18 protein-coding genes are annotated in these 19,023 nt (G+C 73.5%); 10 read left to right on the forward strand and 8 right to left on the reverse strand.

Going from position 1 to position 19,023, the window contains the following annotated elements; all coding sequences use genetic code 11:
* Nucleotides 1-24 precede the first annotated feature (24 nt).
* Nucleotides 25-408, reverse strand: coding sequence for a cold-shock protein (locus ACZ6NC_RS26295; RefSeq protein ID WP_396324388.1), 384 nt, complete (start codon nucleotides 406-408; stop codon nucleotides 25-27).
* A 463-nt stretch (nucleotides 409-871) separates the two neighbouring features.
* Here ACZ6NC_RS26295 and ACZ6NC_RS26300 point away from each other — a divergent pair, with 463 nt between their 5' ends.
* Nucleotides 872-1,105 (forward strand): hypothetical protein, encoded by a 234-nt coding sequence (locus ACZ6NC_RS26300; protein ID WP_465736224.1) that lies wholly within the window; start codon nucleotides 872-874, stop codon nucleotides 1,103-1,105.
* A 60-nt stretch (nucleotides 1,106-1,165) separates the two neighbouring features.
* Here the strand turns inward: ACZ6NC_RS26300 and ACZ6NC_RS26305 are convergent, their stop codons facing one another.
* A complete protein-coding gene (locus ACZ6NC_RS26305; RefSeq protein ID WP_465736225.1) occupies nucleotides 1,166-1,801 on the reverse strand; it encodes an HAD family hydrolase in 636 nt (211 codons plus the stop codon).
* Nucleotides 1,802-1,901: 100 nt separating this feature from the next.
* On the opposite strand from ACZ6NC_RS26305, the gene ACZ6NC_RS26310 reads away from it, so the two are divergent.
* The 4 genes from ACZ6NC_RS26310 to ACZ6NC_RS26325 all read left to right on the forward strand — a co-directional run bounded on the left by ACZ6NC_RS26310 (nucleotide 1,902) and on the right by ACZ6NC_RS26325 (nucleotide 5,850).
* The gene (locus tag ACZ6NC_RS26310; RefSeq protein WP_465736226.1) at nucleotides 1,902-2,954 is read left to right on the forward strand and encodes a FecCD family ABC transporter permease; all 1,053 of its coding nucleotides are present in this window, start codon (nucleotides 1,902-1,904) and stop codon (nucleotides 2,952-2,954) included.
* On the forward strand, nucleotides 2,951-3,997 hold the full coding sequence (locus tag ACZ6NC_RS26315; protein ID WP_465736227.1) for a FecCD family ABC transporter permease: 1,047 nt from the start codon (nucleotides 2,951-2,953) through the stop codon (nucleotides 3,995-3,997). Before ACZ6NC_RS26310 ends, ACZ6NC_RS26315 begins: the two co-directional genes overlap by 4 nt.
* Nucleotides 3,997-4,818, forward strand: coding sequence for an ABC transporter ATP-binding protein (locus tag ACZ6NC_RS26320; protein ID WP_465736228.1), 822 nt, complete (start codon nucleotides 3,997-3,999; stop codon nucleotides 4,816-4,818). The genes ACZ6NC_RS26315 and ACZ6NC_RS26320 overlap by 1 nt, the downstream gene beginning before the upstream one ends.
* 63 nt (nucleotides 4,819-4,881) lie before the next feature.
* Nucleotides 4,882-5,850: an ABC transporter substrate-binding protein gene (locus ACZ6NC_RS26325; protein WP_465736229.1), complete on the forward strand. Its 969-nt coding sequence runs from the start codon at nucleotides 4,882-4,884 to the stop codon at nucleotides 5,848-5,850.
* 47 nt (nucleotides 5,851-5,897) lie between these two features.
* On the opposite strand, the gene ACZ6NC_RS26330 is transcribed toward ACZ6NC_RS26325, so the two are convergent.
* Complete coding sequence (locus ACZ6NC_RS26330; protein ID WP_465736230.1) at nucleotides 5,898-6,896, reverse strand: zinc-dependent alcohol dehydrogenase family protein; 999 nt, start codon at nucleotides 6,894-6,896, stop codon at nucleotides 5,898-5,900.
* Nucleotides 6,897-7,062: 166 nt separating this feature from the next.
* On the opposite strand from ACZ6NC_RS26330, the gene ACZ6NC_RS26335 reads away from it, so the two are divergent.
* Nucleotides 7,063-7,425 carry an ArsR/SmtB family transcription factor gene (locus tag ACZ6NC_RS26335; RefSeq protein WP_465736231.1) on the forward strand — a complete coding sequence of 121 codons (363 nt, stop codon included), beginning with the start codon at nucleotides 7,063-7,065 and terminating at the stop codon, nucleotides 7,423-7,425.
* Here ACZ6NC_RS26335 and ACZ6NC_RS26340 read toward each other — a convergent pair.
* Nucleotides 7,410-8,207 (reverse strand): DUF6597 domain-containing transcriptional factor, encoded by a 798-nt coding sequence (locus tag ACZ6NC_RS26340; RefSeq protein ID WP_465736232.1) that lies wholly within the window; start codon nucleotides 8,205-8,207, stop codon nucleotides 7,410-7,412. The genes ACZ6NC_RS26335 and ACZ6NC_RS26340 overlap by 16 nt on opposite strands.
* Nucleotides 8,208-8,271: 64 nt before the next feature.
* On the opposite strand from ACZ6NC_RS26340, the gene ACZ6NC_RS26345 reads away from it, so the two are divergent.
* Nucleotides 8,272-8,865: a TIGR03086 family metal-binding protein gene (locus ACZ6NC_RS26345; protein ID WP_465736233.1), complete on the forward strand. Its 594-nt coding sequence runs from the start codon at nucleotides 8,272-8,274 to the stop codon at nucleotides 8,863-8,865.
* A gap of 43 nt (nucleotides 8,866-8,908) precedes the next feature.
* Here ACZ6NC_RS26345 and ACZ6NC_RS26350 read toward each other — a convergent pair whose 3' ends face one another.
* Nucleotides 8,909-9,820 carry a hypothetical protein gene (locus ACZ6NC_RS26350; protein ID WP_465736234.1) on the reverse strand — a complete coding sequence of 304 codons (912 nt, stop codon included), beginning with the start codon at nucleotides 9,818-9,820 and terminating at the stop codon, nucleotides 8,909-8,911.
* 126 nt (nucleotides 9,821-9,946) lie between these two features.
* On the opposite strand from ACZ6NC_RS26350, the gene ACZ6NC_RS26355 reads away from it, so the two are divergent.
* On the forward strand, nucleotides 9,947-12,499 hold the full coding sequence (locus ACZ6NC_RS26355) for a helicase-associated domain-containing protein (protein ID WP_465736235.1): 2,553 nt from the start codon (nucleotides 9,947-9,949) through the stop codon (nucleotides 12,497-12,499).
* Nucleotides 12,500-12,507: 8 nt separating this feature from the next.
* Here ACZ6NC_RS26355 and ACZ6NC_RS26360 read toward each other — a convergent pair whose 3' ends face one another.
* Nucleotides 12,508-12,762 carry a hypothetical protein gene (locus ACZ6NC_RS26360; protein WP_148643356.1) on the reverse strand — a complete coding sequence of 85 codons (255 nt, stop codon included), beginning with the start codon at nucleotides 12,760-12,762 and terminating at the stop codon, nucleotides 12,508-12,510.
* A gap of 105 nt (nucleotides 12,763-12,867) precedes the next feature.
* On the opposite strand from ACZ6NC_RS26360, the gene ACZ6NC_RS26365 reads away from it, so the two are divergent.
* Nucleotides 12,868-13,269 carry a hypothetical protein gene (locus ACZ6NC_RS26365; protein ID WP_465736236.1) on the forward strand — a complete coding sequence of 134 codons (402 nt, stop codon included), beginning with the start codon at nucleotides 12,868-12,870 and terminating at the stop codon, nucleotides 13,267-13,269.
* Between the two features lie 97 nt (nucleotides 13,270-13,366).
* Complete coding sequence (locus ACZ6NC_RS26370; RefSeq protein WP_465736237.1) at nucleotides 13,367-15,004, forward strand: DNA repair helicase XPB; 1,638 nt, start codon at nucleotides 13,367-13,369, stop codon at nucleotides 15,002-15,004.
* Nucleotides 15,005-15,017: 13 nt separating this feature from the next.
* Here ACZ6NC_RS26370 and ACZ6NC_RS26375 read toward each other — a convergent pair whose 3' ends face one another.
* Together ACZ6NC_RS26375 and ACZ6NC_RS26380 are read right to left on the reverse strand one after the other, a co-directional pair.
* On the reverse strand, nucleotides 15,018-15,218 hold the full coding sequence (locus ACZ6NC_RS26375) for a hypothetical protein (RefSeq protein ID WP_465736238.1): 201 nt from the start codon (nucleotides 15,216-15,218) through the stop codon (nucleotides 15,018-15,020).
* Nucleotides 15,219-15,321: 103 nt separating this feature from the next.
* Nucleotides 15,322-19,008, reverse strand: a complete 3,687-nt coding sequence (locus ACZ6NC_RS26380; RefSeq protein WP_465736239.1) for a HEAT repeat domain-containing protein — start codon at nucleotides 19,006-19,008, stop codon at nucleotides 15,322-15,324.
* Nucleotides 19,009-19,023 lie beyond the last annotated feature (15 nt).

The following is a 19,023-nucleotide window of genomic DNA, read 5'->3' on the forward strand; positions in this document are numbered from 1 at the left end:
CGGTACTAGCGGACTCTGGCGGTACTAGACGTCGAACTGGTCCGCCACCGCGCGCAGCAGCACGGCCAGCTTCTGGCCCGCCGGCTTGGCCGGGTAGCGGCCGTGCTGGAGGCCCGGCAACACCGAGTCCATCATCGTGATCAAGTCCTGGACGAGCGCCGCCATGTCGTCCGGGCTCTTCCGCTGGGCGGCCGCCACCGACGGCAGCGCGTCCAGCAGCTGCACGGCCATCGCCTGGTCGCCGCGGTGGCCCGCGACCACGCCGAACTCGACCCGCTGGCCCGGCTTCAGCACGGTGACACCGGCGGGCAGCGCCTTGGTGTGGACGAAGACATCGCCGCCGTCGTCGCGCGACAGGAAGCCGAAGCCCTTCGTCTCGTTGAACCACTTGACCTGGCCGGTGGGCATCTCGAACAGTCCTCGATGTGGGTGTGAGGGATCCCGGCCCTGGCCGGGGATCACTGGGTGGGAGGGCGGGCCGACCTCGGCTCGGCGCCCGCGGGGCGCTCATGGTCAGCACGCTGTAGGGAGCAGACTAACGGTCCGTCACTGCCTCATCCGCGTTCCGCGAAGGATCCGTACGCGGCTCTCGCGGCCACGGGCGACGCGGTACTGGCATGGCCGGGGCGCGACTCGGCGCTTTCCACTGGCTCACACCCCCGGTCTGAGGAGACGGGGCGCACCTGTCGCACCCCTCGGCACAGCCTGCATACCCCCGCTCAGCAGGGATCAAAACTCCCAGCTCCCGGGAAACTGCGCAACGTGACCGATCCGCTCGCCCGCGAAGCGGTCCGGCGCGGTTGCCGCCCGGACGCTCTGCGAGACTGGGGCGGCAGACCGACTCCCCCAGGCCCGCAGAGGAGCAAGCCCAGTGAGCAGCCAGAGCGCCGACCGAGGCGATGCCTACGTCAAGGCCGGAACGATCGTCTTCGGGCTCGGCGCGCTCGCCACGCTCGTCACCTTCGTCCCGCTGTTCCTGCACCTCACGCCGCTGCCGACGGCCGCGTACTGGCTGAGCATGATGATGCCGCTGGGCTTCCTGCTCGCCCTGACCGGGCTGCTGGTCTCCGCCCGCGCCCAGCGCCGCCGGGTCCACGGCGCCTAGTCCACGAGGCTCATGGTCCACGCGGCTCATGGTCCACGCGGCTCCTGGTTCCCCCGGCTCCTAGTTCGCGCGGCCGGCGAGGTACCCGGCCAGCCAGGCCGGGAACTCGGTGAGGTCGGCCAACACCACGTCCGCGCCCGCCGCCAGGAGTTCGTCCGCGTCGTACGGACCGGTGGCCACGCCCACCGCGACGGCGTCCGCGTGCTTGGCGCCCCGGATGTCGCCGAGGTGGTCGCCGACGTAGACGCTCGCACCGTGCTCGCGCAGCGCGTCGCCCTTGGTCTCCGCCCAGAGGTCGCCGACCAGCGCGTCCGCGTGCAGCCCGGCGTGCTCTAGGTGCAGCCGGGCGTTCGGCTCGTACTTGCCGGTGATCACCGCGACCCGGCCGCCGCGCGCGCGGACCGCGTCCACGGCGGCGTGCGCGCCGGGCAGGGCGACGGTGGGGGCGAAGGCGTGGTCCCGGTACAGCTCGCGGTAGCGGTCGACGGCCGCCTGGAGCCGCTCGGCCGGGAACCAGTTGCTCATCTCGTCCGCGAGCGGCGGGCCGAGCCGGGTGACCACCAGGTCGGCGTCGATGTACGCGCCGGTCTCGGCGGAGAGCGCCGCGTAGGTGGCCCGGATGCCGGGCCGGGTGTCCAGCAGGGTCATGTCCAGATCGAAGCCGACGGTGAGCGGGGCAACCGGGGTGGAGGGCATGCCGTCAGGCTATCCAACCCGGCCGACCGGCCGGCAAGGTGATTTGCCCCGCCTTCTCCGTGGAACTTAGGTTTACCTGAGCTATCTGCGAGAGAGAGCCATGACCGACACCACCGCGCCGGCCGCGCGACCGGCCACCGCACCCGGCAAGCGGCGGCTGCTGCGCCGCCGAATACTGTGGCTCGCCGCCGCCCTCGTCCTGCTCGCCGCGGCCGTCCTGCTGAGCCTGGCGGTCGGCAGCCGCACCATCCCGTTCGGCGAGACCCTCGACGCCCTGCTGCACGGCGGGGACACCACCAACGCCGTCGTGGTCCGCGAACTGCGGGTCCCGCGGACGGTGGTCGGCCTCGCGGTCGGCGCGGCGCTCGGCCTGGCCGGCGCCGTGATGCAGGGCATCACCCGCAACCCGATCGCCGACCCCGGCATCCTCGGCGTCAGCCAGGGCGCGGCGGCCGGCGTGGTGCTGGCGATCTCCGCCTTCGGCATCTCCACGCTCACCGGCTACGTCTGGTTCGGCTTCGCCGGGGCCGTGATCGCCACCGTGCTGGTGTACGGGCTGGCCGGGCGCGGCCGGGGCGGCGCCACCCCGGTCAAACTGGCGCTGGCCGGCTCGGCGATGTCCGCGTTCATCGCCTCGCTCAACACCCTGGTGCTCACCACCGACGCCGCCGCCATGGACCAGTTCCGGTTCTGGCACGTCGGCTCGCTTTCCGGCCGCACCGCCGACGTGGCCTGGCAGCTGCTGCCGTTCCTGCTGGTCGGCACGGTGCTGGTGTTCGCGGTGGCGCGCGGGCTGGACGCACTGGCGCTCGGCGACGACACCGCCAGGGGCCTCGGTGCCAAGACCGGCGTGGTCCGGGCGGTCGGTGCGCTCGGGGCCACCGTGCTGACCGGCTCGGCGGTGGCCGCGGCGGGCCCGATCGCCTTCGTCGGCCTCGCCGTCCCGCACGCCGCCCGCGCGGTGGCCGGCGCGGACCACCGCTGGGTGCTCGCCTTCTCCGCCGTGCTCGGCCCGGCGCTGCTGCTGCTCGCCGACGCGCTCGGCCGGGTGCTCTTCCCGCCGTCCGAGGTGCCCGCCGGGGTGATGACCGCGCTGGTCGGGGTGCCGGTACTGGTCGCCCTGGTCCGGCGGCGGAAGGTGGTCGCGGCGTGAGCACCCTCTCCTTGCGCGGGTACACCGTGCTGCGCGCCGGGCGCGCGTCGTTCCTGCTGCACCGGCGCTCGGCCCTGGCCGCGACCGGCCTGCTGCTGGTGCTCGCCGCCACCGTGGTCGCCTCGCTCTGCCTGGGCGAGTCCACCGTCTCCCCCGGCGAGGTGGTGAAGGTGGTGCTCGGGCAGCCCAGCCCGAACGAGCTGGTGGTCGGCGAGTTCCGGCTGCCCCGGGTGGTCGTCGGCCTGCTGACCGGCACCGCGCTCGGCCTGGCCGGCGCGCTGATCCAGACCGTCGCCCGCAACCCGCTGGCCAGCCCCGACGTGGTCGGCGTCTCCTGGGGCGCCACCGCCACCGTCGTCGGCCTGATGGCGTACGGCGTGGTCGGCTCCGCCGGGCAGGTGCCGTACGCGGCGGTGGCCGGCGGTCTGGTGGCCGGTCTGCTGGTGTACCTGCTGGCCTGGCGGCGCGGCCTGCACGCCCAGCGGTTCGTGCTGATCGGCATCGGCATCAGCGTCGCGCTCTCCTCGCTCACCTCGGTGTTCCTCACCAAGGGCGACGGCTTCCAGGCGCAGGCGGCGAAGGTCTGGATGACCGGCAGCCTCAACGGCTCCGGCTACGACCAGGCCGGCTGGCTCGCCTGGGTCCTGCTGGCCACCGTGCCGGTCGCGTTCTGGGCGGCGCGGGCGCAGCGATCGATCTCCTTCGACGACGCCACCGCCGTCGGCCTCGGCCTGCGACTGGACCGGATCCGGCTCGGCATGGCGCTGCTCGGCATCGTGCTCGCCTCCTGCGCGGCGGGCGCGGCCGGCCCGGTGGACTTCGTCGCCCTGATGGCGCCGCAGATCGCGCTGCGGCTGGCCCGCTCGGCGCAGATCCCGCTGCTCTGCTCGGCCCTGACCGGCGCGCTGGTCGTCGTCCTGGCCGACCTGCTGGCCCGGCGGCTGCTCGCCCCCACCGAACTGCCGGTAGGCGTGGTGACCGGGCTGGTCGGCGCGCCGTACCTGATGTGGCTGCTGATTCGATCCCGCCGTGGAGGTTCCTGATGACCGCTCCCCTGGTGCCCGGTCACCGTCTTGAGGCCCAGGGCCTGACCCTCGCCTACGAGGCGCGCACGGTCGTCGAGGGGCTGGACCTCGTCGTCCCGGACGGCAAGGTGACGGTGATCGTCGGCCCGAACGCCTGTGGCAAGTCGACGCTGCTGCGCGCGCTCGGCCGGCTGCTGAAGCCGGTGCGGGGCGCGGTCCTGCTGGACGGCTCCGAGCTGGCCCGCGTCCCCACCAAGAAGATCGCCCAGCGGATCGGGCTGCTGCCGCAGTCACCCACCGCACCCGAGGGCATCTCGGTGGCCGACCTGGTCTCGCGCGGCCGGCAGCCGCACCAGAGCTGGTGGCAGCAGTGGTCGGCCGAGGACGAGCGGGCGGTGGCCGAGGCGCTGGAGCGGACGTCCACGGCCGAGCTGGCCGAGCGGGCCGTCGACGAGCTGTCGGGCGGCCAGCGGCAGCGGGCCTGGATCGCGATGGCGCTCGCCCAGGGGACGGACATCCTGCTGCTGGACGAGCCGACCACCTTCCTGGACATCGCCCACCAGGTGGAGGTGCTGGACCTGGTCCGGCGGCTCAACGTCGAACGCGGGCGGACGGTCGTCGCCGTGCTGCACGACCTCAACCAGGCGGCCCGGTACGCGGACCACCTGGTGGCCATGCGCGACGGGCGGATCGTCGCCCAGGGCGAGCCGGGCGAGGTGGTGACGGCGGAGCTGGTGCGGGAGGTGTTCGGGCTGGACTCGGTGGTCGTACCGGACCCGGTGACCGGCACTCCGCTGGTCGTGCCGGGCGCGCCATGGGCGGTGAAGGCGGACGCCTAGCGGGCAATTCGGACATAATCGACGCGCCCGCGCCCTTGTGCCCACCTCACCCGAGGACCGCCGATGCCCCCGATCACCCGCCGCACCCTGCTCGCGGGGCTCGGCGCCGCCGCGCTCGCCGGCTGCAGTACGCGGCACTCCACCCCGCCCGCCGACACCGCGACGGTCACCGTCACACCCACCCCGGCACCGGTCCCCGCCGTCACCGTGAACGCCGCGACGGGCCCGGTCCTCGTACCGGGCGCGCCGATGCGCGTCGTCACCCTGGACACCGCCGAGTTCGACTCCGCGCTCACCCTCGGCATCACCCCGGTCGGCGCGGCGCTGGCCCCCCTGGACTCCGGGTGGCCCGACTACTGGCCCACCTCCCGGCTCAGCGGGATCACCCGGGTCGGCGACATCGGCAACCCGGACCTCTCCACGATCCGCGCCCTCCGGCCGGACCTCATCCTCTCCAACCAGACGCGCGACGGCGGCCGGTACGACCAGCTCCGCGAGATCGCCCCCACCGTGCTGACGCAGACCACCGGCGCCACCTGGAAGGCCGACTTCCAGGTCCACGCCCAGGCCCTCAGCCGCCAGGAGGCGGCGGCGGCGTTCGTCTCGTCCTACCAACGACACGTCTCCCAGGTGATCCAGGCCCTCGCCGGCGCCAAGGCGTCCGGCCGGAAGGTCAGCCTGGTGAGGTTCGTCGAGGGCGGCGGCATCCGGCTGTACTGCAAGCAGAACTTCCTCGGCACCGTCCTGGCCGACGTCCAGCTCGGCCGGCCGGACGCGCAGAACACCGACCAGTTCGACATCGAGATCCCCGTCGACCAGCTCGCCAAGGCCGACGGCGATCTGCTGGTGCACGCCACCTACGGCAACCCGGCCGGCACCGCCGCCGTCCTGGCCATGCCCGCCTGGCAGTCCCTCGGGGCGGTGAAGGCGCACCGCGCCTTCGAGGTGGACGACCAGCTCTGGTTCCAGGGCATCGGCTACACGGGCGCCAACTACGTCCTGGCGGAGTTGCAGCGCTTCCTGGGGGCTTGAGCGGCGGCCCCTGTCGTCACCATGGCCGGATGATCCCCCTCGAACCCTCAGTGGTCGACGGCGACCACGATCTTGCCCAACTGGTTGCCCGCCTCCATGTACCGGTGGGCGTCGGCGATATCGTCCAGGCCGAAGGTGCGGTCCACGACCGGCGTGAACGCGCCGCTGCGCAACCCCGAGGCGACGAACGCCTCTGCCCGGCGCAGCCGTTCGCGGTCCCTGGTGAGCTCGTGCAGCGTGTACGTGCGCATGTTCAGCGCCGGCATGCCGAGTTCGAAGCCGGGGTACGGCGTCACCTCGCCGCTCAGCGCGCCGTAAAGGAACAGCGTGCCACCCGGGGCGACCACCTTGGCCAAGTCGAGCACGCCGCGGCCGGCCACGGCGTCGAAGACGAACTCGGCGCCCCGGCCCCCGGTCAGTTCGCGCACGCGGTCGACGACGGACTCCTCCTCGGTGACGATCACCGCGGCCGCGCCCGCCTTGAGCAGGGCGTCCCGCTTGGCCTGCGTCCGGGTGGTGGCGATGGGCACCGCCCCCACCCGATGGGCGAGTTGGATCGCGGCCAGGCCGACGCTGCTGGAGGCGGCGGTGAGGACGACGGTGTCCCCGGCGCGCATGCCGCCGACCTCGACCAATGCGCCGTAGGCGGTCAGGTACGGCATCCACACCGCCGCGCCCGCGACCGCGTCGAGCCCCTCGGGGCGGTGGACCACGGCGGCCGCGGGGACGATCGCGCGCTCGGCGTAGACGCCGTAGTCGTTCATCGAGAACGCGGGCACCACGCTGACCGCCTGGCCGGGCTCGAAGCCGGTCACCTCCGGGCCGACGGCCTCGACCACACCGGCGGCCTCGCTGCCGAGCCCGGCGGGGAACTCCCGGACCGGCTCGATGTAGTTGCCGCTGCGGAACAGCACCTCGGCCCGGTTGAGGCCGATCGCGTCCACCCGGATCAGCAGCTCGCCGGGGCCGGGCGCGCCGACCTCCGCATCCTCCAGCCGGAGCACCTCCGGCCCGCCGAGTTCGTGGAACCGCACCATCCTGACCATCGCGCCCACCCCTTCCGATCGCTGACGGCGGCCCGGGAACCGCGGCCCGCCGCAGATCACTGAACCTGAAAGTACGTCAGCTGTCAAACTTCGATAGATGTCGTACTTTGGCGCGGGCCATACTTTGCCCAACCTCGTACGACGAGCCCCCGGAGATCGGAGAGAGATGGCGACAACACGGCGCGGCGGCCGGCAGGACCGCACCCCGCCCCACCCGGACATCCGGGAGATCACCCTTCAGCAGGTACTGGAGGCCGTGGTCGACCCGGTGCGCCGCCTGATCGTCGGCGAGCTGTACGCCGCCGCCGAGGACCTCGCCTGCGGCACGATCGAGCTGCCGGTCGGCAAGTCCACCGCCACCCACCACTTCCACGTGCTGCGCGAGGCCGGGCTCATCCGGCAGTACTACGTCGGCACCTCGCGGATGAACGCGCTGCGCCGGGAGGAGTTCGAGGAGGCGTTCCCGGGGCTCCTGCGCGCGCTGATGGCCGAGCGGGACCGGACCACGACCGGTCAGCCGCCCGCGTAACGGGCCGGCGACAGGCCCACCGCCGCCGTGAAGTCACGGGTGAGGTGCGCCTGGTCGGCGTAGCCGAGGTCGGCGGCGAGCGCCGCCCAGTCCACGTCCGCGCCCCCGTCCGCACGCTGGGCGGCCTCGTGCAGCCGGGCGCGCCGCAGCACCCACTTGGGGGCGGCGCCGACGTACTCGGCGAAGAGGCGCTGCAACCGGCGGACGGTGACGCCGAACTCACCGGCCAGCTCGTCCACCCGGTGCAGGTCCGGCGAGGCGGTGATGCGCTCGACCATCGCGGCGGCCAGCTCGGCCTGCCGGCCCGCCACCGGGTCGGGCCCGGGCAGCCGGGCGAGCAGGAAGGCGTCCACCAGTGCGGCCGGCTCCGGGGCGCCGGACAGCACCTCCTCGTTGAGCCGGTCGGTGCCGGGGCCGAAGATCCCGGCCGCCGGCACCGACCGGTCCGCGAGCCCGGCCGCCGGACGGCCGGTGAGCAGGCGGAACCCGCCCGGCCGGAACCTGACCCCCAGCACGTGCCCTGCCCCCTCCAGCCGGCGGACGAACAGCGACCGGTCGACCCCGTAGACGGCGGCCCGCGGCGCCTCGAAGACCAGGTGGACGTTGGGGTGGGAGAGCACCTTCTGCTCGTGGACGGGCAGGCCGCGGCGGTCCCAGCGCACCAGCCAGTAGTAGTCGACCAGGCGCGCCAGCCCGGGGGCGGGCTCCAGCCGGTCCAGGTGGACCACGCCCGCCGCCCGTCCGGGGTGGAGCACCCCGCGGCCGAGATCAGGAGCGTTCATGCGGCCAGGCTAGCCGTCGCGTTTCTTCAAGACCCGGCAGCGCCACCCGACCCAGGATCGGCCCATGAACGGTCATGCACTCCACCCCCTCATGGCTCGCGCCGCCACGGAAGCCGCGCGCGTCGCCCGCGGCGTCCGCCCCGAACAGTTGGACGGGCCCACCCCCTGCACCGGGTTCGACACCCGGACGCTGGTCAACCACTGGGTGCTCTACACCTCCCACGGCCTGGAGCACCGGGCCCTGCGCAAGGAGCTCCCGAAGGACCTGACCGAACACGACTTCACCACCGACCCGAAGTGGGCCGACGCCTACGCCGCCCAGCTGGAGCGGGCGGTCGCGGCCTGGGCCGACCCGGCGGTCTGGGATGGCGACCTGGACCTGGGCGGGTCCTCCATGCCCGCGACGGCCATCGCCCGGATGCTGGTCCTGGAGCTGGTGGTGCACACCTGGGACGTCGCGCGCGCCACCGGCCAGCCGAGCGAGGTCGGGGACGACCTGGCGGGGACGGCCCTTGAGCTGGTCGAGGAGCTCGCCGAGGTCTACCGCCAGTACGACGGGTTCGCCGCCCCGGCGGCCGTGCCCGCCGACGCCTCGCCGCTCGACCGCGCGCTGGCCGCCTCGGGCCGCGACCCGCAGTGGGTGCCGGCCTCGGCCTGAACCCCTGGGCGGCACCCGACCGCGTACGGACCGGCCCCGCAGCTCAACCCCCCGGCTGGGCACGCCGTTTCAGCGCCACGGCCAGCAGGAACAGCGCCGACAGCACGGCGGCCACGCGCAGCACGCCGGGCGCGGCCGACCAGGCGACCTGGCCGGCCTGCTGGCCCGGCTGGAGCGCCTCGCCCCAACGGCCCTGGGCGCGGCCCCAGAACCAGAGGGTGGTGCCGCTCATGGTCATCAGCGGGATGCCGAGAATGCCGACCTTGCGGGTGAGGTCGGTCAGCTGGGCGGACAGGTAGCCGAGCCCCCAGCCGACCAGCATCACCACGATCTGGCTGGTGAGGGCGCCGCCGATCAGGGTCACCGCGGCGAGCAGCAGGAGCGGGGAGGGGCGGCGGCCTGCCATCGCGGACGGCTTCGGGGCGGCCTTGGCGGCGTCATCGGGCGCGGCGGCCTCCGGCGGGGGCGCCGCCCGACCCTTCCCGCGCTTCCTTCCCCTGCCCTTCGCGGGGGCCGGTTCGGCGGGCGGGGTCTGTGCGGGGACGGCCCCAGGGGTGTCCTCGGCGGCGGTCCGCTGCTCGGGGATCGGCTTGATCGCCGGGCCGGGGCCGTCCGAGAAGTCGAGCGACACGAGCGACCAGTCACCCGCGTTCACGGCCGTGAACGGCGCCGGCACGGCATCCGGATCGGCGTCCGCGTCCGCGATCGGCTGCGACACCCAGGGCGAGCCCGGATCGTCCGCGGCCGCCGGCCTCCGCCCGGCGGGCGGCCGGTCGGCGGGACGGTCGGCAGGGGGGCCGGCAGGCGGCGCGGAGGGCCGCGGCGGCACCGCGGGCGCCCCCTCGGTGTACACGCTGTCCTCGTCGCCGGAGCCCGGGCCGCTCCCCGCGCCCGCGCCACCCCCCGGCGGCCCGCTCCACGGCCCCTGCTTGCGCCACCACTCGCCGTCCGCCATCGCCCCACACCCCGCTCGCCCGTACCGCGGCGGCCGTCGTGGGGCCGCCGGTCAGACGGTACCCACCCGAACCGGGGCCACGCCGACCGGTCCCCACCGTCCGTCCTCGCGACTAACCTAGGTCGAATGACCACACAGCAGGGCCCCCAACGCCCCGGCAAGGCGGCCACCGGCCCCCGCACCCTCGCCGAGGAGCTCCGCAGCCGCGCGGACGACGACCTCGCCACCCTGCTCCGGTCCCGCCCCGACCTGCTCAACCCCGTACCCGGCGACCTCACCCAGCTCGCCGCCCGGCTCTCCTCCCGCGCCTCCGCGCTGCGCGCCCTGGAGCGGCTGGACCGCTTCACCCTGCAGGTCGCCGAGGCGATGGCCGCCGCCCCGGACGGCGCCTCCCCGGCCACCGTGAAGGCCCTGCTGACCGGCCCGGCCCGGGTCAAGCCGCACCCGGGCGCCACCCCGCTGACCGCGGCCGACCGGTCCGCCGTCGGCGCCGCCCTCCCCCGGGCGTTCGCCACCCTGCGCGACCGCGCCCTGCTCTGGGGGCCGGAGAACGGGCCGCGCCTGGTCATCGCAGCCCGCGAGGCGCTCGCGCCCACCGCCGCCAACCCCGGCCGCACCGGACTCGGCCCGACCCTGGCCGACGCCACCGCAGGCATGTCCCCGGCCCGGCTCCAACAGCTGCTCGCCTCCGCCGGGCAGCCCGCCACCCCGGACCCGGTGACCGCCGTCGCCGCGCTCAGCGCGCTGCTCGGCGACCGCGCCCGCTGCGACACCCTGCTCGCCACCGCCCCCGAACCGGCGCTGCGACTGCTGGACCGCCTGGTCTGGGGCCCGCCCACCGGCACCGTCCCGGACGCCACCCGCCCGGTCACCGCCGAGGACGCGCAGAGCCCGGTCGAGTGGCTGCTGGCCCGCGGCCTGCTGCTGCCCAGCAGCCCCGGCAGCGTCGTCCTGCCCCGCGAGCTCGCCCTGCACCTGCGCGGCGGCCGCACCCACCGCGTGGTCGAGCCCGTCCAGCCGGAGCCGGCCCCGGCCGCCGCCCCGCGCGATCCACAGGCTGTGGACAAGGCCGCCGCCGGACAGGCCCACACCGCCGTCCGGATCGTCGAGGAGCTGCTCGACCTGTGGGGCCTCAACCCGCCGCCCACCCTGCGCGCCGGCGGCCTCGGCGTCCGCGACCTCAAGCGCACCGCGCAGGCCCTGGAGACCACCGAGCAGCAGACCGCCTTCTGGCTCGAACTCGCCTACACCTCCGGCCTGCTGGCCCCCGACGGCGAGGCCGACGAGCGCTGGGCACCCACCCCGGCGTACGACGGGTGGCTCCAGCAGGACACCGCCGACCGCTGGGTGCTGCTGGCCGGGAGCTGGCTCACCGCCACCCGCGTCGCCGCCCTCACCGGCACCCCGGACGGCAAGGGCAAGGCGCGCGCCGCGCTCGGGCCCGAGCTGGACCGCACGCTCGCCCCGTCCGTCCGCCGCGGCGCCCTCGCGCTGCTCGCCGAACTGCCGCCCGGCACCTCGGCCACCGCCGGCGAACTGCTGCCCACCCTGCACTGGCAGCGCCCGCTGCGCGGCGGCCCGGCGGCCGGCCAGACCCCCGCCACCGGGCAGACCCCCGCCAACCAGGCCCCCGCCACCGGCCAGGGCCGCGACCTGCGCGACGACCTCACGGCCTGGACCCTCGCCGAGGCCGAACTGCTCGGCATCACCGGCCGGGGCGCCCTCGCCTCCCCCGCCCGCGCGCTGCTCACCTCCGAGGCCGACCCGGCCGAGGTGCTGGCCCCGCTGCTGCCGCAGCCGCTGGACCATGTCATCCTCCAGCCGGACCTCACCGCGATCGCCCCCGGCCCGCTGCTCACCCCGCTCGCCCAGGCGCTCGCGCTCTGCGCCGACATCGAGTCCAAGGGTGGCGCCACCGTCTACCGGTTCACCCCCGGGTCCGTCCGCCGCGCCCTCGACGCCGGCCGCACCGCCGCCGACCTCCAGGCCTTCCTGGAACAGCACTCGCGCACGCCCGTCCCGCAGCCGCTCAGCTACCTGATCGACGACGTCGCCCGCCGGCACGGCATCCTGCGGGTCGGCGCCGCCTCCTCGTACCTGCGCTGCGACGACCCGGCACTGCTGAACGAGGTGCTCGCCGACCGCCGCTCCGTCGACCTGCGACTGCGCCTGCTCGCCCCGACCGTGCTCGCTGCCCAGGCCGCGCCGGACGTGCTGCTCGCCGCCCTGCGCGGCATGGGCTACGCGCCCGCGGCCGAGTCCGCCGAGGGCGACGTGCTGATCACCCGGCCGGACAGCCACCGCACCCCGCCGCGCGCAGCCCCCGTCCCCGTCCCCGACGGCCCGCCCACGCCCGATGACACCCTGCTCGCCGCCGCGATCAAGGCCATCCGGGCCGGCGACCGCGCCGCCACGGCCGTCCGCCGCGAGCCCGCCCCCGACCCGCGCCAACTCCCGCGCACCCCGGCCGCCGAGACCCTCGCCGCACTGCAGACGGCCGTCCTGCTCGGCGAGCGGATGTGGATCGGCTACCTCAACGCCGAAGGGCTCTCCAGCCAGCGGATCATCGATCCGGTCAAGGTCGAAGGCGGTTACGTCACCGCCTTCGACCACCACGCCGACGAGCTCCGCACCTTCGCCCTGCACCGGATCACCGGCGTGGCCGAACTGGACGAGTAGCCGCAGGATCAGTGGCCCTGCTGGGCCTCCTTGACCTTCTCCTTGACGGCCTTGTCCGCCAGCGTGCCGATCTGGTCCTTGCCGACCGGCAGCTCGGGGGCGCCGGCCAGGTCGGCGATCAGGAAGGCGGGGGAGGCGAGCAACCCGCCGGGGCCCTCGCCGACGCCCGCGAGGGCGTGCGCGGAACCGGCGGAGGAGGCGGTCGCGGCGAAGGCCGAACCGAGGAGGGCGAGAGCGGTGAGGGCGCGCTTCGACTTGTTCATGACCTGCTCTAACGAGCGACGCCCGGACCGGTCACCGCGCTCCGATTGCGGCGTCCGGCGATGCGGCGTAGTCCGGAGGGGAGGGGGGTTGCGGAAGGAGTCACGATGCTCGGCGATCAGATAGCGGAGATACAGAGCCAGGACACCGTCCGGCGGGTTCTCGCCGGCGGCGAGGGCCCGGTGGTCGAGGTCTCGTTCCAGGGCACCGGAGAGGTCCTCGGCACCCCGGTCACGGAGTTCGCCACCTACGAGTCGGAACTGCACGCCGACGGCACCCTGTTCGGCGAGGGCCAGGGCGTCGACATGACCGCCGACGGCCAGACCATCACCTGGCACGGCAGCGGCGTCGGCCACTTCACCGAGGGCGGCGGCGTCTCGTACCGCGGCTCGGTCTACTTCACCACCGCGTCCCCGCAGTTCTCCCGCCTGAACGGCATCGCCGGCGTGTTCGAGTTCGAGTCCGACGCCGACGGCAAGAACACCGCCAAGGTGTTCGAGTGGAAGTAGCCCCCGTCCGGGCGGCCTCCCGCCTTTCCCGCCGGATGCGCGACACTGGAGGGTCTGCGTCCCGACAGACCTGTCAGCCAGTGGAGGGCTTCCCCGCGTGAACGACGGACCGCTCATCGTCCAGAGCGACAAAACTCTTCTCCTGGAGATCGACCACCCCAAGGCCTCCGACTGCCGCCGCGCCATCGCGCCGTTCGCCGAGCTGGAGCGCGCGCCCGAGCACGTGCACACCTACCGGGTGACCCCGCTCGGGCTGTGGAACGCACGCGCCGCCGGGCACGACGCCGAGCAGGTGGTCGACGCCCTGGTGAAGTACTCCCGCTACCCCGTGCCGCACGCGCTCCTGGTCGACGTGGCCGACACCATGGCGCGCTACGGGCGGCTCAAGCTCAGCAAGCACCCCACCCACGGCCTGGTGCTCACCACCACCGACCGCCCGGTGCTGGAGGAGGTGCTGCGCTCCAAGAAGATCGCCCCCCTGGTCGGCGCCCGGGTGGACCCCGACACCGTCGTCGTCCACCCGTCCGAACGCGGGCAGATCAAGCAGGTGCTGCTCAAACTCGGCTGGCCCGCCGAGGACTTCGCCGGCTACGTGGACGGCGAGGCGCACCCGATCGAGCTGGACCAGAACGGCTGGCAGCTGCGCCCGTACCAGGCGCAGGCCGTCGAGGGCTTCTGGCACGGCGGCTCGGGCGTCGTGGTGCTGCCCTGTGGCGCCGGCAAGACGCTGGTCGGCGCGGCCGCGATGGCCGAGGCCAAGTCGACCACGCTGATCCTGGTCACCAACACCGTCTCGGCCCGGCAGTGGAAGCACGAGCTGGTCAAGCGGACCTCGCTGACCGAGGACGAGATCGGCGAGTACAGCGGCACCAGGAAGGAGATCCGCCCGGTCACCATCGCCACCTACCAGGTGATGACGACCAAGCGGAAGGGCGTCTACGCCCACCTGGAGCTGTTCGACGCCCGCAACTGGGGCCTGGTGGTCTACGACGAGGTCCACCTGCTGCCGGCGCCGGTGTTCAAGTTCACCGCCGACCTGCAGGCCCGCCGCCGGCTCGGCCTGACCGCCACCCTGGTCCGCGAGGACGGCCGCGAGGGCGACGTCTTCTCGCTCATCGGCCCCAAGCGCTTCGACGCCCCGTGGAAGGAGATCGAGGCGCAGGGCTACATCGCGCCCGCGGACTGCTGCGAGGTGCGGGTCACCCTCACCGACTCCGAGCGGCTCGCCTACGCGACGGCCGAGCCCGAGGAGCGCTACCGCTTCTGCGCCACCACCGCCACCAAGCGGCGGGTGGTGGAGGCGCTGGTCAAGAAGCACGAGAAGGACCAGACGCTGATCATCGGCCAGTACATCGACCAGCTGGACGAGCTCGGCGAGGTCCTGGACGCCCCGGTGATCAAGGGCGAGACCAGCAACGCCCAGCGCGAGAAGCTGTTCGAGGCCTTCCGCACCAAGGAGATCAGCGTCCTGGTGGTCTCCAAGGTGGCCAACTTCTCCATCGACCTGCCGGAGGCGACCGTCGCCATCCAGGTCTCCGGCACCTTCGGCTCCCGCCAGGAGGAGGCCCAGCGCCTCGGCCGCGTCCTGCGCCCGAAGGCGGACGGCCATGCGGCGCACTTCTACTCGGTGGTGGCCCGCGACACCGTCGACCAGGACTTCGCCGCCCACCGCCAGCGCTTCCTGGCCGAGCAGGGCTACGCCTACCGCATCATCGACGCGGACGACGTGCTGTAACTCCCGGGAACGCTCAGTACCTGACGCCGTCGCGCCCGAGGAAGACCACGCGCGCGGCGGTGTCGAGGGCGATGCCGACGTTGCGGACGGCGGTCTTCAGCGGGCTGCGGCGCCGGCCGGGGCCGGTGGCCGCGATGGCGGTGGCGCCCGCGGGGCGGGCGGGGGCGGACTTCTGGTTCGGCACTCGCGGCGCCGTGATGTGTACGGTGCTCATGCTTCAACAGTAGGTTCGCGGCAGGCCGGGCACATCACCCCAAAGGCCGTATCGGACGGGCCGGAAGTCGTCCTCCGGGTGTACGGAGGCCCCTGCCCTCCCCCTACGCCTCCCCTACGGGGCGGTAGAAGTGGGAGAGGACGCCGAGGGCGACCCGGGCCGCGACGTCGGCGGCCTGCCGCTGCTTGGTCTCCTTGTCCTCCCGCATGGCCTCGTCCCCGAGGTCGCTGATGCACTTGATGATGCCCGCGCCGACGTACGTCTGCGCCTTGTACGTCTCGAACACGGCGTGCAGGGCCCCGTGGGCCTCGGTCTCCATGCCGTACACGTCGGTGGACATGGCGAGCATGGCCTGGCGCAGCGGTGCATCGCCCCAGGCGACCACCTTCTCCCCGCTGGCGTAGTCCTTCACGTGCAGCCGGTGGCCGTCGAGCGCGTCGTCCAGGTCGCCGCTCACATGGAGGTCCTGCACCAGCCGGACCAGTTGCTCGTCCGTCCGGTAGGTCTGCTGGCGGTTCCCCGCCCCGTCGGCCTGGACCCGCTCGGGGTCGTAGTTGTGGACGACCTTCCCGAAGAGGACGTCGTAGAGCCGCACGCCGCGCTCGGCGAATCCGCCGGCGACGCCGACCAGCAGCACCAGCGTGCAGCCGAACTCGGCCGCCATGTCCTTCGTGAGGGCGGCCGCCGCCTGGCCGCCCTTGTCGGTGGTCTGGGCGGTGACGACCCGGATGGGCCCCTCGCTCCCCGGCAGGGTGAAGGCCTTGTAGTACCGGCCCTTCCTCTGCAGCCTCTCCGCCGCGATCCCCCGCTCCTTGAGTTGCCCCAGCAACGCCGCGGTCTCCACCGGGATCGCGGTGATGACCGCGACGTCGAACTCCCCTCCGGACGGGTCCGCGGGCTTCGCCGTCTGCGGCACAGGCCGAAAACTTGCCATGATCTCCTCGGGTTTCTCGCGGAGCCGTCTCATGTCGCTGTGGACGGCCTGGCGCCATTCGTTGATCTGCCGGTAGGGCCCCAGCCGCCGTTCGAGGTACAGGTCATCGACCCCGCTCTGGGCGACCGCCTCCTCCAACACCCGGACGATCCGCCGTGACACGTCCAAAGGCAGCTCGGCAAGCGGCAGGAGCACCGCGTTGACGGTGTCGTTCCAGGTGGCCGGGTCGGTCAGCAGCCTGGCCACGGACGGCAGCAGGTGGTCGGCGAGCTTCTCGTTGTAGCCGTACATCCCAAGCACGGCGGCCCCAGCACTGCCGAGTACGCCGTTGTCGGTGTCGCGCTTGCGCCCGTCGCTCCGGGGCACTTCCGGGTCGATCAGGAACCGGATCAGCTCGCTGCTGATGATGTTGGCCCGGGCCAGGCCTCCGACGGCCGCCGTCCGATTCAGCGGGTCGGAATCGGTCCGGGCAACCCGGTTGAGCCAAGACCGGACCTCCTCGTGCGCCGCCTGCCGGGCGAGCAGGTTGACGATCGTCCCGCGAAACTTCCGCAGCGACAGGTCGGGCCCCCGGTAGCTGCGAACGGCCTCGGCGAAGGGGATGAGCCAGGGCTGGGGCTCGGTCACGAGCGCGCTGAGGGCCCATACGGCGGAGCCCCGGGTGATGAAGGTCTCGGCCGTGTCCTCGATGACCCTGCGCAGCCCGGCAACAGCCGCGACGTCCCCGAGCCGGCCCAAGGCGTTGGCCGCCGCGCCACGGACCCAGGTGTCGGTTTCGGACTCCAGGGCCGCACTCAGCACCGCAGTTGCGGACCGGTCCCCCAGCCGCCCCAGGGCAAATGCGGCAGTTCCTCGCACCCCGGCGTCGGAATCGGACTTCACCGCCGTGCACAGCACCGCGACCGCCGACCGTTCCCCCAACCGGCCCAGCGCGGTGGCCGCGTCCCCCCGTACCCCGGGGTCAGCAGCGGATTTCACCGCCGCGCACAGCACCGCGACCGCCGACCGTTCCCCCAGCCGCCCCAGTGTTTCGGCTGCGTACACCCGCACCCCGGGGTCGGCATCGCACCTCGCGACCGCCTCCAGGGCCGGCACCACCGACAGGTCCCCGATCAGGCCGAGCGCCTTCGCAGCGGCGCCCCGAACCGCCGGCACGGGATCCGCACCCAGCGCGGCCGCCAGGGGTACCACCGCCTCGACGGGGCGGTTACGGGCCAACCACAGAGCGGTCTTGGCCCGGTTGACGGGCGACGGGTACTTGGCCAGACCCACGAGACGCGCGGCCACCAGGTCGTCGGAGGGTTCGCCCTCGACATTGGCCTCGGCCCGCGCCTCGCGCTTCTCCTTCTCCCATCGCAGTTTGCGCCGGCGTAACTGCCGGAGGTGGTCCGGTGTCAGCGTTTCGTTCCGCAGGGCTTCGAGAACGCCGCGAACCATCAGCGGGTCCTTGTTCCTCAGCTCCTCCAGCAGCCCGCACTCCATCCCTTCCTTGACAACGTGGAAGGGCACCCGCCCGAGCGACCTCGCCAGGTCGTCCCGGTGTCTGCGGTCCCCGCAGAAGTGTTCGCCGATGGCTCGCCAGAGCTTCCCGCGCGACTCGTCGGAGAGCCGGCCGCGGTTGGCGATCACGACGTCGAGCAGCACGCTGGGCCGCAGGTCGCCCCGGCGCGCCAGCACGGCCTCAGTCGCCTGCTCGGTGTCCTCCTGGAGGCCCAGCCAGTCGCCGACGCACTGGTCGAGGTCGAAAGCGAGCGGCGGGAGGTCGCTGTTCTGCCACCCCAGGGCCAGCCCGAAGTCGACGATCGACTGGTGGAGCAGCCGGTAGGACCGTTCCTGGTGGTGCTCGGTGGTCTCGGCCGCCACCATCTGCGTGTTCAGGAACTCTTCGATGAGTTCGTCCAGCCCGGCCCGGTCGTCCCAGACCCGGTCGAGGACGGCCCTGAGGTCGTTGCGCCGGAAGCCGCTCTCGCCCTCCTTGCCCGCCACCACCAGCGCCGCGGCGCAGAGCACGGACTCAAGGTGCAGCCCCTGCCCCCTGAGGCGGTCCGCTGCGGGGTCGGTGTGCTTGCCGTCCGGGCTCCGGTGGACGGTCAGGCGGAGCAGCTCCGCCCGCGACCGGGGCATCGGGGTCGACCGGTTCACGGCCTTGGCCTGCAACAGTCCGGCCAGCAACGACAGCAGCAGGGGGTTCCAGATGGCGCCGTCCAGACCTGCGGCCCGGATCTCCTTCAGGGCCGAGTCGGATTCGAGCCCGCGGGCCTGCAGATAGCCGCCGGACTCCTCCGCGGTCAGCGGGGCGATCGAGAGCCGCTTGATGGAACGCAGGTCAGCCGACCCCAGTCGGTCCGGCTCGGTCCGCGTCGTCGCCAGGACCGGGAAGGGGTGCGAACCGTCCAGCAGGAGGCGGACGAAGCGCATCTCTTCCGGGCCGAGCTCGCGTTCCAGTTCGTTGACGGCGTCGATCAGGAAGACGCCCTTGCGATGTTTGAACTTGGATTTCCAGAGGGGCACGTCAACACCTGGGGACAGCGCCCTGGCGAACTTCTCGGGCTCGCCGAGGTGTTTGAAGCCGTGCGCCAGGGTACGCGGGTTGACCTGCACGCAGGCCACATCGGCGTCGAGCAGGTCGGTCACCATGTGGGTGACGAGCGTGCTCTTCCCGCTGCCGGCCACACCGTCGACCAGATAGGTCCGCGGCGCGCACGCGGCCAACTGGTCGACAAGCCACGCGTACGACTTCTTCGCCACTTCGGTCTGCTCTTCGCTGTCGATCTCCGTGGTGTAGAAGGTCGGCGGGATGTAACCGGCAACCCGCTTCCTCGCCACCCGCGCACGGTAGTCCGCCCATCCTGACATGGCGTCATGTTAGCG

The organism is Kitasatospora sp. NPDC041988 (assembly GCF_055588525.1).

Bases quoted from the DNA above. Each gene is read 5' to 3' on its own strand.
- ACZ6NC_RS26295 (WP_396324388.1), bottom strand. From the start codon at position 408: ATGCCCACCGGCCAGGTCAAGTGGTTCAACGAGACGAAGGGCTTCGGC.
- ACZ6NC_RS26305 (WP_465736225.1), bottom strand. From the start codon at position 1,801: ATGCCCTCCACCCCGGTTGCCCCGCTCACCGTCGGCTTCGATCTGGAC.
- ACZ6NC_RS26310 (WP_465736226.1), top strand. From the start codon at position 1,902: ATGACCGACACCACCGCGCCGGCCGCGCGACCGGCCACCGCACCCGGC.
- ACZ6NC_RS26320 (WP_465736228.1), top strand. From the start codon at position 3,997: ATGACCGCTCCCCTGGTGCCCGGTCACCGTCTTGAGGCCCAGGGCCTG.
- ACZ6NC_RS26325 (WP_465736229.1), top strand. From the start codon at position 4,882: ATGCCCCCGATCACCCGCCGCACCCTGCTCGCGGGGCTCGGCGCCGCC.
- ACZ6NC_RS26330 (WP_465736230.1), bottom strand. From the start codon at position 6,896: ATGGTCAGGATGGTGCGGTTCCACGAACTCGGCGGGCCGGAGGTGCTC.
- ACZ6NC_RS26335 (WP_465736231.1), top strand. From the start codon at position 7,063: ATGGCGACAACACGGCGCGGCGGCCGGCAGGACCGCACCCCGCCCCAC.
- ACZ6NC_RS26340 (WP_465736232.1), bottom strand. From the start codon at position 8,207: ATGAACGCTCCTGATCTCGGCCGCGGGGTGCTCCACCCCGGACGGGCG.
- ACZ6NC_RS26345 (WP_465736233.1), top strand. From the start codon at position 8,272: ATGAACGGTCATGCACTCCACCCCCTCATGGCTCGCGCCGCCACGGAA.
- ACZ6NC_RS26350 (WP_465736234.1), bottom strand. From the start codon at position 9,820: ATGGCGGACGGCGAGTGGTGGCGCAAGCAGGGGCCGTGGAGCGGGCCG.
- ACZ6NC_RS26355 (WP_465736235.1), top strand. From the start codon at position 9,947: ATGACCACACAGCAGGGCCCCCAACGCCCCGGCAAGGCGGCCACCGGC.
- ACZ6NC_RS26360 (WP_148643356.1), bottom strand. From the start codon at position 12,762: ATGAACAAGTCGAAGCGCGCCCTCACCGCTCTCGCCCTCCTCGGTTCG.
- ACZ6NC_RS26365 (WP_465736236.1), top strand. From the start codon at position 12,868: ATGCTCGGCGATCAGATAGCGGAGATACAGAGCCAGGACACCGTCCGG.
- ACZ6NC_RS26375 (WP_465736238.1), bottom strand. From the start codon at position 15,218: ATGAGCACCGTACACATCACGGCGCCGCGAGTGCCGAACCAGAAGTCC.
- ACZ6NC_RS26380 (WP_465736239.1), bottom strand. From the start codon at position 19,008: ATGTCAGGATGGGCGGACTACCGTGCGCGGGTGGCGAGGAAGCGGGTT.